Source organism: Lysobacter capsici, assembly GCF_014779555.2.
GTDB classification, from domain to species: domain Bacteria; phylum Pseudomonadota; class Gammaproteobacteria; order Xanthomonadales; family Xanthomonadaceae; genus Lysobacter; species Lysobacter capsici.
Window position 1 is genome coordinate 2,242,851 of record NZ_CP094357.1, and the last position, 14,096, is coordinate 2,256,946.

At 68.3% G+C, this 14,096-nt stretch carries 10 protein-coding genes; all 10 read right to left on the reverse strand.

Features of this window, described 5'->3' with window-relative positions; genetic code table 11:
* Positions 1-67: 67 nt before the first annotated feature.
* The 10 genes from IEQ11_RS09370 to IEQ11_RS09415 all read right to left on the reverse strand — a co-directional run bounded on the left by IEQ11_RS09370 (position 68) and on the right by IEQ11_RS09415 (position 14,023).
* Positions 68-811: a LamB/YcsF family protein gene (locus tag IEQ11_RS09370; RefSeq protein ID WP_191823851.1), complete on the reverse strand. Its 744-nt coding sequence runs from the start codon at positions 809-811 to the stop codon at positions 68-70.
* 14 nt (positions 812-825) lie between these two features.
* Complete coding sequence (locus IEQ11_RS09375) at positions 826-990, reverse strand: LiaI-LiaF-like domain-containing protein (RefSeq protein ID WP_036115697.1); 165 nt, start codon at positions 988-990, stop codon at positions 826-828.
* Positions 991-2,156: 1,166 nt separating this feature from the next.
* Positions 2,157-4,013, reverse strand: a complete 1,857-nt coding sequence (locus tag IEQ11_RS09380) for a DUF885 domain-containing protein (RefSeq protein WP_191823442.1) — start codon at positions 4,011-4,013, stop codon at positions 2,157-2,159.
* Positions 4,014-4,170: 157 nt separating this feature from the next.
* The gene (locus IEQ11_RS09385; RefSeq protein ID WP_191823443.1) at positions 4,171-7,194 is read right to left on the reverse strand and encodes a serine/threonine protein kinase; all 3,024 of its coding nucleotides are present in this window, start codon (positions 7,192-7,194) and stop codon (positions 4,171-4,173) included.
* Between the two features lie 100 nt (positions 7,195-7,294).
* Positions 7,295-10,309: a serine/threonine protein kinase gene (locus IEQ11_RS09390; protein WP_191823444.1), complete on the reverse strand. Its 3,015-nt coding sequence runs from the start codon at positions 10,307-10,309 to the stop codon at positions 7,295-7,297.
* 28 nt (positions 10,310-10,337) lie between these two features.
* Entirely contained in the window at positions 10,338-11,003 is a 666-nt protein-coding gene (locus tag IEQ11_RS09395; RefSeq protein WP_082124245.1) for an ECF-type sigma factor, read from the reverse strand.
* Between the two features lie 266 nt (positions 11,004-11,269).
* On the reverse strand, positions 11,270-12,232 hold the full coding sequence (locus IEQ11_RS09400; protein ID WP_191823445.1) for a 5-oxoprolinase subunit C family protein: 963 nt from the start codon (positions 12,230-12,232) through the stop codon (positions 11,270-11,272).
* Positions 12,229-12,957 (reverse strand): 5-oxoprolinase subunit PxpB, encoded by a 729-nt coding sequence (pxpB, locus tag IEQ11_RS09405; RefSeq protein ID WP_247024779.1) that lies wholly within the window; start codon positions 12,955-12,957, stop codon positions 12,229-12,231. The genes IEQ11_RS09400 and pxpB overlap by 4 nt, the downstream gene beginning before the upstream one ends.
* On the reverse strand, positions 12,954-13,364 hold the full coding sequence (locus IEQ11_RS09410; protein ID WP_036112729.1) for an HIT family protein: 411 nt from the start codon (positions 13,362-13,364) through the stop codon (positions 12,954-12,956). The genes pxpB and IEQ11_RS09410 overlap by 4 nt, the downstream gene beginning before the upstream one ends.
* Positions 13,361-14,023 (reverse strand): dienelactone hydrolase family protein, encoded by a 663-nt coding sequence (locus IEQ11_RS09415; RefSeq protein ID WP_191823446.1) that lies wholly within the window; start codon positions 14,021-14,023, stop codon positions 13,361-13,363. The genes IEQ11_RS09410 and IEQ11_RS09415 overlap by 4 nt, the downstream gene beginning before the upstream one ends.
* Positions 14,024-14,096 lie beyond the last annotated feature (73 nt).

Genomic DNA, 14,096 nt, shown 5'->3' on the forward strand with positions numbered 1-14,096 from the left:
GGATCGCGGAGGACCGTATCGAAGCCGTTGCGAGCTGGCGCAGCGAACGCGTCGATGCGATGCGTCCTCACAACGCCGCGATCCGTATCCCATCGGCTTGCAGCGCCTCATGCACCGCGCGCGCGAACGCCGGCGCATCGCTGCGGTCGCCGTGCAGGCACAAGGTGTCGGCGCGCAGCGCGATCTTTCCGCCGCCGGCGACGGCGACTTCGCCGTGCAACACCAGGTCGCGCACTTGCTGGATCGACTGCTCCAGCGATTCGATCACCGCGCCGGCTTGTCCGCGCGGCAGCAGGCGGCCGTTGGCGGCGTAACCGCGTTCGGCGAACACTTCGTGGGCGACGCGCAGCCCGGCGGATTCGGCCGCGTCGGTGAGTTGCGACTGGGCCAGGCCGTACACGATCAGGTTCGGATCGAACGCCGCGACCGCAGCGACGATGGCGTCGGCGACGATGCGGTCGTCGGCGGCCAGGTTGTACAGCGCGCCGTGCGGCTTGACGTGAGTGAGCCGCACGCCTTCGTCGGCGGCGATCGCGGCCAGCCGCGCCATCTGCCCGAGCATCAGCATGCCGATCTCGTCGCGGCTCAGCGGCAGGGTGCGGCGGCCGAAATGTTCGGGGTCCTCGAAGCCTGGATGCGCGCCGGCGGCGACGCCGTGCTGGCGGCACAGGCGCAGGGTCGCGCGCATGCTCGCATCGTCGCCGGCGTGGCCGCCGCAGGCGATGTTGGCCGAACTGACGTAGGGCAGGATCGCCGCGTCGTCGCCGCAGCCTTCGCCCAGATCGCAGTTGAAGTCGATGCGGTCGCGCATGGGCCGGCGCGGGGCTAGTTGCGCTTGAACAGCAGGCCCAGGCCGACCACGACCAGCGCCGCCGGCCACCAGGTCACCAGGACCTTGGTCAGGCTGAGGTTGGTGTAGCCCAGGTTGTTGAGCAGGAACAAGGTGCCGATGACGATCAGGATCAGGGCGCCGACAACGTGGGATTTCATCTGGGACGGGTCTCGGTTCGAAGCGGTGGGCGACGCGGGTGGGCGTCGTCGGGACAGGGGGTGAGTCTAGTCGGGTTGGGTGGGTTTGCCCAAGGGGATGGGGGGCGCCTGAGGTGGGGCGATCGTGGGTGGGGATGTTGCGCTGCGGCGTTGTGGTGGGTGTCGGTAGTTCGCCTGTTCAGGCAGTCTTTCGAGGTATTTGATTTTTTCCCGCGTCGCCGTTGGCGGGGCGCATGGATTCACGTCGTGAAGCCCGAGGCAACGTAGCGACATCGCAGCCCCTGTAGGAGCGACGCGAGTCGCGACCGCGCCAGTTCGACGACGCCGAAACCTGCGCCGTGGTTGTGTTTCCGCGGTCGCGGCTTGCGCCGCTCCTACAGGTAGGCCATGCCGCTTTCGCTTGAAGCTGCGCAGTTCATCCAGCGCTGCGACGCTAGTAACTCGCGAGAACAAAAGCACACCCGAAGGGCGGCGCACATGGATGTGCGCCGTGCGCCACCGAGACAGGATGTCTCGTGTGGCGCATGCCCGCGTCAGCAACGCACGTGCGGGCCCTTGATTCAAAGAAAAGCGTTTTTCTTTGGTTACCTTTCTTTTGTCGCTTTTGACAAAAGAAAGTAACTCGGCCGCTTGCGGACGAAAGCTGTTGATCTTGCCTTTGGCTTCAAAAGCTCTAGAGCTTCAAAGCTTCAAAGCTTTGAAGCTTTGAAGCTTTGAAGCTTTGAAGCCTTTAAAGCTGCAAGCAGGATCAAAAGCGTTCCGCCGCTGAAGCGGCGGGTCACTTTCTTTTGTCTAAAGCAACAAAAGAAAGGTAACCAAAGAAAAATGCTTTTTGTGAATCAAGTGCCCGCAAGATCGAGGCTGACGCGGGCATGCGCCACACGGGACATCCATGTCCCGGTGGCGCACGGCGTGCATCCTGCACGCCGCCCTTCGGGTGTGCTTTTGCTAACGCGAGTTACTAGCCTCGCAGCGCTGGATGAACTGCGCGACTTCAGGCTCGAGTCAAGTCAGAGTCAAAGCCCAAGCCCAAGCCCAAGCCCAAGCCCAAGCCCAAGCCAGGTTCGAATGGTAGTCACTGCCGCACGCGCACAAAAAAACGGGGCCGCGAACGGCCCCGTTTTTTGGCGAATCTTCGTTCGCGAATCAATTCGCAATGGTACGAATCACATCGCGCTCCTGGGCGCCGCCTTGTCCGGCGAACCGGTCGCCGGCGGCAACGCGGTGTTTGCCGCCGGCGCGGGCGCCGCGGCCGGCTTGGGCGCCGTCCACAGCTTGGCCTGCGCCGGAACGTTCATCATCTGCCCATATACCAGCGGAATCGGCGGGCCGCCGTAGCTCAGGAACTGATCGTGGAACGCCTTCCAGCCGCCGCGGCCGCCATGGCCCGCGGTCCAGTCCTCGCGCAGCTGCATGATCATCAGCTTGCCCAGGGTGTAGTTCAGATACGCCGGGTCGTAGGTGCCGCGCGCGGCCTGCTGGCGCGCGTTGCCCGGGTCCTGGAAGGCCTTGTCCTTGAACATCTGCTCGGACTGCGCGACGGTCATGCCGCCGGTGTGCAGGCCGATCGCCGACAGATAACGCACGTTGCGCAGCAACGCATTGGTCAGCTGGCCGATGTGGATTTCCGGGCCGGCGCCGTCGAGGCCGGCGTCGAACATCATCTCTTCGGTGTAATGCGCCCAACCCTCGGCATAGGCGTAACCGACGAACAGCTGGGCGAACTTCCACTGCGAACGGTTGGCGTGCAGGAACTGCAGGAAATGCCCCGGCCAGACTTCATGCGCCGAGGTGAACAACAAGTCGGCCTTGCCCGGCACGTAGGCGTCCTGCTCGGCCTTGGGCCACTTCGGATCGGGCGGGGCGATGTAGTAGACCGAGGGCAGGTTCTTCTCGTACGGGCCGGGGATTTCGATGTAGGCGAAGTTGTTGCGGTTGAACGGCGGCGCTTCCTCGACCAGCGCCTGCTCGGTGCCGGGGATCGACACCAGATCCTTGTCGACGATGAACTGACGCAGCCCGGCCAGTTGCTCGCGCGCGCCTTCGACCGCGCCGCCCTTGGGCTTGTCGGCGTTGGCCTTTTCGATGCATTCGACGATCGGCCGGCCCTTGGCGTATTGGTCGCAGGCGGATTTCAACGCGGCCAGGTTGCGTTCCAGGTCGGCTTCGCCGGCGGCCTTGAGCTGATCCAGCGGCAGGTCCACGCCCTCGGTGGCCTTGAGCATCTTCGAGAATTTTTCCGCGCCCAGGGCGAAGTCCTGGGTCGCCTGCGGCTTCTGCGCGGCCAGATAGTCCGACAAGCCCTGCATGGCCTCGATCGCCTTGGCGTTGGAGGCCTTGAACCGCGCCTGCAGCGCTTCGTCCTTGACCTCGGCGAAGGCCTTGGGCACGTCGTTCTTGAAGAATTCGGCGAAGCCGCCGAACACCATCGTGCCCAGGTCGATGTAGCTCGCCGGCAGCGGGCCCTTGAGATTGGCGCGGATCTGCTCGGCGGCCTTGGGCAGGTTGTCCTGATAGCTCACGAACGCGGCCATGCGCTGCGGCAGCGGCGCGTACGGGCGGGTCAGGTACATGCTCGGCGACAGGTCGCTGGCGTAGAAAGCCGGGTTCTTGCTGGCGAAGCCGGAGTCCTCCAGCCAGAACAACTGGCCGTCGATCACCGCGCGCACGTAGTCGCGCTGGTAACGCTGCGGCGCGGTCAGGCGATCGTCGCCGAAGGCGTTGATTGCATCGCGCTGCTGGTGCAGCCACTGGATGTTGCGCTGCAGGCCTTCGGGCGAGTAATCGGGCAGGCGGCCGTCGAATTCGTGCTTGCCGGCATTGGCGCCGGCGACCGGGAAGTGTTCGAAGAAACCTTGCAGGAAGCCGTCGACGGCGGCGTCCCATTGCGCGCCGGCCGGCTGCGCGGCGGCGGCCGGCGCGGGATCGGCCGACGCGGCGGGCGGCGCGGTTTCGGACTTGCAGCCGGCGGCGAGCGCGGCGGCGACACAGGCGGACAACGACAGCAGACGCAGGCTACGCATTGCGTTTTCTCCGGGAAGCGGCGAGGACGTGCATGGCCGCGACGACGAGACTGGGGCGGCCCGACCGACGATCCTGAGTCGGGCCGCGACGGCTGACCAGTGCCTTTTGCCCTATGGCTCGCGGCCGCTCCACTCGCGCGCCGCGGCCGCGGCCCGCTCAGCCCGACCCGGCCGCGCAGGCCTGCGCGCGGCGGTTGGTCTGCTCGATCGACAGGTGATTCGCGAACAGGTTCGGCGCGAGGGCGTCGAGCGGCAAATTCCGTCGGGTCTGTTCGCGGTACTCGCGCACCACGCCGATCAGGCCGGCGTCCGCGGGCGAGGCGGTCTCGGCGAGTTGCTGCGCCTGGTCCAGCAGCGATCGGGCTTGTTCGCGCCGGCAGGTCTGGAGCGCATACAGGGCGCGATAGACCAGGGCCTGCGCCGCCATGATCGAATGCGCGCGGCGATTGCGGTCGTACTTCGCCTGATCCGCCGCGCCCGCGCCGGTGCGCGCCAACTCGGCTTGCGCCAGCTCGGCGAATCCGCGGTCGGCCTGGGGCTGGTCGTCGCGCCGGAACCGCAGGACGTTGCGGTAGAACTCCGCCTGCGCGGGCGGGATATCGCCTTTCGCGTAGTACAGGCGGGCATCGGCGGTGCTTTCCTCGATCAGGCGCGCGGCCTGATCCAACTGCGCCTCGCCGCCGTAGCGCAGCAGCGCCTGGATCAGATTGATCCGGTCGCCCGGCGCGGGCACGCCGATCCTGCGTTTGTCGTCGATGATTTTTTCCAGCAGGGCGATGCCCTCGGCGATATCGGCCGCGGTGCGATAGGCGTCGGGCAGTTGCAGCAGGTCCTTGCCCAGATTGCCCTTGGCGCTGAGCGCGAGCGGCCCGAGCGGGCCCTGGTTGCGTTCGAGGATGGCGACGGCTTCGCGAAGCAGGCGCACGTTCTCGCGCGGATCGCGCGCGATCGCCCACGAGGACACCGACAGCGCCCAGCCGTAGTCCGGATGCTCGCGGCCGTAGGCCGCGGTGATCGCGTCGAGCGCCTGTTTGATCTTCTGCGGCGAATCCGCGCGTGGGTATTCGCTCAGCGCGAGCAGCACGCGGGCGCGCGCGGTGACCGGATGGGTCGGGCCCAGGCTGGCCTCGCGTCCGCGCAGAAGTTGCTGCGCCAGCGCATGCTCGATCGGGCTGCGCCGGCGGCCGTGAATCCAGACCAGCAGTTCCAGCGCGTCGTCGGCGAGCACCGGATTGGTCCGGCGTATCAGCGCGATGGCTTCGCGCGTATCGGCTTCGGCCGCGGCGAAGCGGAACAGGCGGGTGAGAAATCCCGCGCGCAGGATCAGGACTTGCGCCAGCAGATCGGTATCGACCGGGCGCAGATCGCGGGTGCGGCGCAATAATTTATCCGCGGTGTCCAGCGCGGTCAGGGTGTCGCCCATGTTCCATTGCGCCTTGGCGAGTTCGGCGCCGAAGGTCACCCGCGCCAGTTGCGCGGGCCGGTCCTCGCGCTCGCCCAGGCGCTCGAGTTGCTCGCGCGCGCTGCGCTCGGCCTGGGCATGGTGGTTCTGGGTGTTGAGCATCGCCACCCGGGTGGCGGCCACGAAACTGTATTCGTCCTCGGCCGAACCCAGCACCCGCTGCGCCTGCACGGCCAGACGCTCGGCATTGCGGTAGTCGCCGATGATCGCGTAGCCGCGCGCCAGGGTCGCCAGACTGCGCGCGTGCAGGCCGGGTTGCTCGTCCAGCGGCAGGCGCTGCAATTCGTGTTCGGTCTTTTCCAGCAAGGTGCGCGAGGAAAACCGCGAGCTGCCCAGTCCGGATAGGGTCGCGGTGCCGAGCGTGGTGGCGAACAGGTTGCCGACCGTATGGGTCGCCTGGGCTTCGCGCGCCGCGCGGCTTTGCTGCCACAGCGACACGCCCAGCGTCGCGCACAGGGCCAGCACCAGCGCGGCGGCGAGCAGCGCCGCGGCCGGGCTGCGCCGATGCCATTTGCGCGCGCGCGACAGCCAATGGCCGGGGTTGACGCTGACCGGACGGTGCTCGCACCAGCGTCGCAGGTCGTCGGCGAATTCGTTGACGCTGGGATAGCGGTCCTGCGGCCGCGTCGCCACCGCCTTGAGCGCGATCGCGCTCAGGTCGCCGGCCAGTTGCCTGCGCAGCGCGCTCGCGTCGGCTGCGCCGCGTTGGCGGGCGATGAGGTCGGCGCTGTCGCCGGTCGCATCGGTGGCGTTGTCGCGGGCGTCGAGCAATCGGTCCATCGGCACCGGTTCGCCGGACGCGGCGATCGGGATCAGATTGCGCAGGCTGTGCAGCGGCGCCGGCCATTGCGCGCACAGCAGGCGATAAGTGAGCACGCCCAGCGCGTACAGATCGGTGGCCGGGCCGTGCGCGCCGTACTCGCGCGCTTCCGGCGCGGCATAGTCGGGGGTGATCGCGATCTGCTCGCGCGGCGCGGCCTCTTGCGCGGTGAAATAGGAGGAGATGCCGAAGTCGACCAACTGCACGCGGCCGTCCTGGGTCACCAGCAGATTGGACGGCTTGATATCGCGATGCACGATGCCTTGCGCATGCGCATACGCCAGCGCTTCGCAGACCTGGATCAGCAGGCCGACGCGTTCGCGCACGCTGGCGCGGCGGTGGTCGCACCACGCATCCAGGGCGATGCCGTCGACGAAGCGCATCGCGAACCAGGGGTGCCCGTCCTCGTCGACACCGCCGTCGACCAGCGCGGCGATGCCGGCATGGTCCAGGCGCGCGAGCAGATTGCGTTCGTCGCGGAAGGCGGCCTGCAGCTGCGGCGTGGCCAGTTCGGTGCGGATGCATTTGAGCGCGACGCGTTGCTGATATTCGCCGTCGTCGCGATGGGCTTCATAGACCGTGCCCATGCCGCCGTGGCCGATCACCCGATCGATCCGCCACGGCCCCAGACGGGTGCCGAGGCGGACGTCGGCGCGTTCGTCCTGCTCGGCCTCGGATTCGTCGGCGTCGCCGCGTTTGCCGGCCAGAACCTGCGCCGGCGAACGGTCGAGCAGGTGGTCGTCGTCGTGGCGTGCGTCGGCGTCGAGCAAGGCGCACAGCGCGGCGTGCAGTTCGGGTTCGCGCGCGGCCAGCGCGGCCAGGGCGCGTTTGCGCTCGGCTGCGGGCAGGTCGACGTAATCGTCGAACAGGACAAGTGCGCGCGCGACCGGGTCGTTCATGCGCGCTCCCGTCGTGTCTGCCGATGACTGCGCGCATGGCCGTGGCCTCGGCGGCATGGGCCGATCGAATCAGAGCCGGTCGAAACCGGGCCGGTCGGAGCTAGCGCGAGCGATGCGATCGGCATGTCTGCTGCACCTGTCGGTTGAAGCGTTCGAGTTCTTCGGGCGGTAATCCGGTCGAGCCGGCGCTATCGATCATCCGGCCGTGCCTGCGCAGCTGCTCCAGATTGGCGGTCGCGCTTTTGGCCGCCGGGCTATCGGCGCCCAAGGCGCGTCGGCTGAAGCTGACGGCTTGTTGCAGAAAGACTTCCGTCTGTGCGTTGTCGCACTGCTGATAAGCGTAGAGCGCGCGAAACAGCAGCGATTGGCTCAGAAAGCTGCTGCGCAGCAGTTCGAAGCTGGATTGGCCAGGATGCGCCGTGCGCATGAACTCGCTGCTGGCCTCGATGCGTCGGGCGAAATTGCGATCGGCCTGAGCGTAATGGCCTTGACGGTAGAGCAGCCAGTCGGCGGCGTATTCCAGATACTTCACCTGGTAGTCGTCGGGGCTGTAGTAGCGCAGCGCGTCGCCGCGATTGTTGTCCACCAGGGTTTGCACCAGCGCCAATTGGCGAGCGTCGCCATGGGCCAGCAGGCCGCCGATCAGATCGTTGCGCTCAAGCACCGACGGAATGCCGCTTTTGCTTCGTCCGTCCACCGCCTGCCGCACCAGCGCTACGCCTTCGGCGAATTCCGCCTCGGTGCGCGCGTCCTCGGGCAGATACATCAGTTCCTTTCCGAGGATGAATTGGGCCGTCATGGTCGGTTCGGCGTGCGGCCCCATCGTGCGTTGCAGGGTCGCCAGGGCCTGTCGCAACAGGACGATCCTTTCAGTCGGATCGGGGGCGGCCGCCCAGGCGCCGGCGCTCAAGGCCATGGCGTAGGCCGGATTGTCGCTGCCGTAGCTGGCCTTGAGCACGGCCAGGGCCTTGGACACGTCGTCGTTGGAAATGCTCGGGTAACGCGCCAGCGCCAGTCGCAACTTCGCCTGCGCGGTTTTCGGATGCGATTCGCCCAGGGTATTGCGGCGATTGCGCAGCAGTTCCTGCGCGAGCGGCAACACCTCGGGCGAACCGCGCCGCGAGACCAGGTTGATCAGGGCGACCAGTCCGTCGTCGGCCAATATGGGATTGGATGTCCGCACCAGCGCGATCGCCCGGCGAGTGTCGGCTTCGGCCTGCTCGGAGCGCAGCAATCGGTTGAGGAAACCGGCGCGCAGCATCAGCACCTGGGCGACGATTTCCTGATGTTCGCTCCCCAGTGCGCGGGTCTGCTCGACCAGCGCATTCGCCGTGCGCGTGGCTTCCTCGGTGCGGCCCATGCCCCATTGCGCCCTGGCCAACTCGGTGGTGTAGGCGATGCGGGTCAGCCGGGTCGGTTCGTCGTCGCGGTCGCCGAGCGCTTGGAGCTGTTTCGCGACCAGCGCGCCGGCTTCGCGGTAGCGGTTGCTGAGGTTGAGGATCGACACCCGCGCGCTGGTCACGAAGGCATCGTTTTCGCCGGCGCGGTCGAGCACGCGCTGGGCCTCGTCGGTCAGGCGATTGGCATGCGGATAGTCGCCGGTGAGGGTGTAGCTGCGCGCCAGCGTCGCCAGGCCGCGCGCCAGCAATCGGGGCTGATCGCGCAGCGGCAGCTGGCGCAGTTCGCGCTCGGTCTGGTCCAGCAGCGCTTTCGACGAAAACGCGGTGGTGCTCAGTCCGGACAGGGTGGCGGTGCCCAGGGTGGAGGCGAACAACTGGCTGACCGCGGCGGTGGCCGCCGCTTCGCGCTGGGCGCGTCGTTGCTGCCACAGCGTCACGCTCAGGCCGAGGACCAGCACCAGCAACAGGCCCGCGCCGATCGCCACCGCGCCGGGATTGCGGCGCTGCCATTTGCGCGCGCGCGACCAACGGCTGCCGGGATTGACGCTGACCGGCCGGTGCTCGCACCAGCGTCGCAGGTCGCTGGCGAATTCGCTGGCGCTGGAATAACGATCCTGCGGCCGCGTCGCCACCGCCTTGAGCGCGATCGCCGACAGGTCGCCGGCCAGTTGCCTGCGCAACGCGGCCGCATCGGCAGCGCCGCGTTGGCGGGCGATGAAGTCGGCGCTGTCGTCGGCCGCATCGGCGTTGCCGTTGCGATCGTCGAGCAGGCGGTCCATCGGCACCGGTTCGCCGGAGGCGGCGATCGGGATGAGATTGCGCAGGCTGTGCAGCGGCGCCGGCCATTGCGCGCACAGCAGGCGATAGGTGAGCACGCCTAGCGCGTACAAGTCGGTGGCCGGGCCGTGCGCGCCGTATTCGCGCGCTTCCGGCGCGGCGTAGTCGGGGGTGATCGCGATCTGCTCGCGCGGGGTGACGCCCTGCGCGGCGAAATGCGAGGAGATGCCGAAGTCGACCAGTTGCACGCGGCCGTCGTCGCTCACCAGCAGATTGGACGGCTTGATGTCGCGATGCACGATGCCCTGCGCATGCGCATAAGCCAGCGCTTCACAGACCTGGATCAGCAGGCCGACGCGTTCGCGCACACTGGCGCGGCGATGGTCGCACCACGCATCCAGCGCAATGCCGTCGACGAAACGCATCGCGAACCAGGGCTGGCCGTCCTCGCCGACGCCGCCGTCGACCAGCGCGGCGATGCCGGCATGGTCCAGCCGCGCGAGCAGATTGCGTTCGTCGCGGAACGCGGCCTGCAGCTGCGGCGTGGCCAGCTCGGTGCGGATGCATTTGAGCGCGACGCGCTGTTGGTATTCGCCGTCGTCGCGATGGGCTTGGTAGACCGTGCCCATGCCGCCGTGGCCGATTACCCGGTCGATCCGCCATGGGCCCAGGCGGGTGCCGATGCGGGCGTCGGCGCGTTCGTCCTGCTCGGCCGCGGTCTGCGCGGTGTCGCGGTGTTTGTCGGCCAGCAGGTCGGCCGGCGAGCGATCGAGCAGGTGATCGTTGGCCTGCGCATCGGCGTCGAGCAGCGCGCGCAAGGCGTCGTGCAGCGCCGGTTCGCGCGCGGCGAGTTCGTCCAGTTTGCGTTCGCGTTCGCTCGCCGGCAGTTCGACGTAGTCGTCGAACAAGGACATTGCACGCGCAGCCAGGTCGTTCATGAGGCGCCGCGATGGCTGGACCTGAGGGTCAGGGCGAGCTCGGACCCGGCTCAGGCCCGGCGATGCCGGGCGCGTGGCGCAGGTGCGCGGCCAGGAAGGCGCGCGCCTTGCGCCAGTCGCGGCGGATGGTGCGGTCGGTCAGGCCGAGCACTTCGCCGATCTCGATGTCGCTCATGCCGGCGAAGTAGCGCATTTCGACCAGCTGGATCAGCCGCGGTTCGACCGCGCCGAGCGCATTGAGCGCATGGTCGATCGAGATCAGTTGCTCCAGATCCGGGTCGTAGCTCGGCTCGGCATGCTCGGCGCCGTAACTTTCCTCGAGCTTGAGCTGGTTGAGCCGGCGCGCTTCGTCGATCAGCGCATAGCGCATCGCCCGCGACAGCACGGCCAGCAGGTGCTGGCGGTTGTTCAAACTGAGCTTGTCCTGGTTCAGACGCAGCCAGGTGCGATTGATCAGCGAGGTCGGCGAGCGCTTGCCGCGGCCCCAGCGGCGGCGGATCTGCAAGGACGCCGCGTCGTGGAGTTCCTTGTAGAGCAGCGCGTAGACTTTGTCCCAGGCGCCGGTCTGGCCGCCTTGAGCGGCCACGATCAATTCTGTGACCGAATCCAGGGTGTATTGGCCGAATTCAAACTCCGCCGGACCGATGGCCGGGACGGGAGCGGGAGACTCGAGGCGGGAACTGTCGTGAGTCATGTCCGGGAGGCAGCGGTCTCTACGATATAACCAGATTAAGCGTTTGATACGTCAAACGGTACGGCTTGTCGATTGGTCTGGGTGCCTTGGACGGTGGCGCTATTCACGTTGCGCAGAATATTTACCTATAAATAGCATGTATTTCGGGTATTAACTCCCTCACGCTGTCTCACCCGGCACGGTTTTTCCGCTGCGACGCCGGTTCGGTATCGGGCGCCGCCGGAGCCACGGCCAAGCGCTTTGAGCTAGTCCGATCCTGACGACCGTCAACGCCGCAGGCGCGCGTCGATCGCCAGCCGCAAGCGCGCGATTTCGGCCCGCGCGGTGCGCGCCGCCATCGCCGCCTCGGCCGCGTCGCAGGCGCGAAAGCGCAGGCCGGCGTTCGGCCCGGCCTGGGCCAGTCGCGGCAGGTCCGCGGCGATCACATGGCCCAGCCGCGGATAACCGCCGACGGTCTGCGCGTCGGCCAGCAACACGATCGGCTGGCCGTCGGGCGGCAGTTGGATGGTGCCGGGCGCGACGGGTTCGGACAGACCGCTGCCAGCCGCATCGGCCAGCGCCGCGCCGGACAGGCGCAGGCCCTGGCGATTGCTCGCCGCATGCACGCGCCAGACTTGTTCGCCCAATTGCCGCGCGGCCTCGCGCACCGTCGGCGCCTGGCTGGCGCGGTAACGGATCGGCGCTTGCGGCTCGTGTTCGCAATACGGGTCGATCCACCAACGCGGCACCTGTGGCGTCGTCGCGTCGATGCGCGTATGCGGACCCAGCGGCAGTCGATCGCCGGCGCGCAACGCGCGGCCGTCGAGCCCGCCGAAGCCGCCGCGCAGATCGGTGGCGCGGCTGCCGAGCACGCGCGGCAGATCGAAACCGCCTTGCACCGCGAGCCAGGCGTACACGCCGTCGCGCATGCCGCCCAGGCGCAGATCGCCGGCCGGCAGATCGATCGGCCGCGCCTGCGGCAGCGCCTGGCCTTCGAAGCGCACATCGCAAGCCGCGCCCATCACCGCGATGCGCAGCGGCCGCGGCAGGCGCAGGCTCGGGCCTTGCAGGGTGAATTCCAGCACTGCGGCCTCGTCGTCGTTGCCGACCAGGGCGTTGGCGAGCGCGGCGCAGCCCGGGTCGAGCGCGCCGCCGCGGGCGATGCCGAGGTGTCGCCAACCGTCGCGGCCCAGGTCCTGCACATGGCTCAGCGGGCCGGGTGCGATCACTTCGATGTAACCGGCGCTCATGCGCGCGCCTGCAAACGCGCGAATTGCGCCGCGTCGATCGCGAGCAAGCGCACGCGGTCGCCGGGCAACAGCAGGCTCGGCTGCGCGCGCGACGGATCGAACAAGGTCAGCGGCGTGCGGCCGAGCAATCGCCAGCCGCCCGGGCCGGGCCGCGGATAGATGCCGGTCTGGGCGCCGCCGATGGCGACGCTGCCGGCCGCCACCTGGGTGCGCGGCGTGGCCAGGCGCGGCAACGTCAGTTCGGGATCCAGGCCGGACAAATACGGAAAGCCCGGGGCGAAGCCGATCATCGCCACGGTGTAGACCGCGTCGCTGTGACGCTGGATCAGCGCCGCCGGCGACAGGCCGAGTTCGGCCGCGCCGCTCGCCAGATCGGGACCGAACTCGCCGCCGTAGGCGACCGGGATTTCCACCGTGCGCGCTTCGAGCGATGCGAGAGGATCGACGACTTCAGGCGTCTGCGCGCAACGCGCCTGCAACCAGTCGCGCACCGCATCGGCATCGATCGCGCGGCTGTCGAAGAACACCGCCAGGCTCGCGTACGCGGGCACCAGATCGCGCAGCCATGCCGGCGCCTGCGCGCGCAAACGCGCGGCCAGCGCATGGATGCGCGCGTTGAGCGCATCGTCGATGACCTCGCCCAGGCGCAGCAGCCAGGCGTCGTCGGCCAGCGTTTCGAACTCGATCGCCGCGTTCGCCGCGGCCGATTGCGCGCCCGGCTTCACGCGTTGAGCGCGTCCTGCAATCGGCGGATGCGTTGCACCAGCGCATCGGGCGAATACGGCTGGGCGGTCGCCATGCCCCAGACCGGGCGCGGCCAGGCGATGTCCTCGCGATAGCGCGCGATCACATGCACGTGCAACTGCGGCACCAGATTGCCGAGCGCGGCGACATTGAGCTTGTGCGGCGCGAAGGCGGCCTGCAGCGCGCGGCTGGTACGGGCGATTTCGCGGGTCAGGGTGAGTTGCTGATCCTCGTCGAGATCGATCAGCTCGACCGCGCCGTCGACCCGCGGCACCAGGATCAGCCACGGATGGTTGGCGTCGTCCATCAGCCGCAGTTCGCTCAAGTCGAATTGCGCCAGCGGATGGGTGTCGTCGGCGAGTTGCGGGTGCAGGTGCCAGGGGTTCATTTGAGGCTGTCCGCGAGAAAGGCGAGGGTGCGGGTCCAGGCCAGCGCGGCGCTGTCGGCGTCGTAGTCGGCGCGCAGATCGCAGCTGAAACCGTGGCCGGCGTCGTACACGTAGATCGGCGCGTGCGGCAGCGCCTGGCGATGCTGTTCGATCGCTTCGGGCGGAATGCTGCCGTCGTGGCGGCCGAAGTGGAACATGATCGGCGCGCGCGCCGGCTCGCCCAGGAACGGCAGGGTGCGCGCGCCGTAGTAACTCACCGCCGGCAGGCCGTGGCGGGTATTGGCCAGAAACGCCAGCGACCCGCCCCAGCAGAAACCGACCGCGCCGGTGCGCAGCCCTTCGTGTTGCAGCAACTGCGCGGCCGCGCCGACGATCTCGCTGGCGCGGTCGAACCCCACCGCGTTGCGCAGTTCGACCCCGCGCGCGGAGGCCGACTGGTCGTAGCCCAGTTCGACCTTGCGTTCGACCGGATCGAACAAGGCCGGCGCCAGCGCGACGTAACCGGCCCGGGCGAAGCGCTCGGCGATATCGCGGATATGCGCGTTGACACCGAAGATCTCCTGAATGACCACCACGCCGCCCAGCGGCACGCCGGTCGGGTCGGCGCGCCAGGCCTGGACGGGGCCGGCGGGGGTGTCGAGATCGATCCAGCGAGCCATCGGCTACTCCTCATCTGCGAAAAACCCGCGGCATTCACCCGCAAGGCAGGGTCAGTTTAGCCCCGGAGGCTAT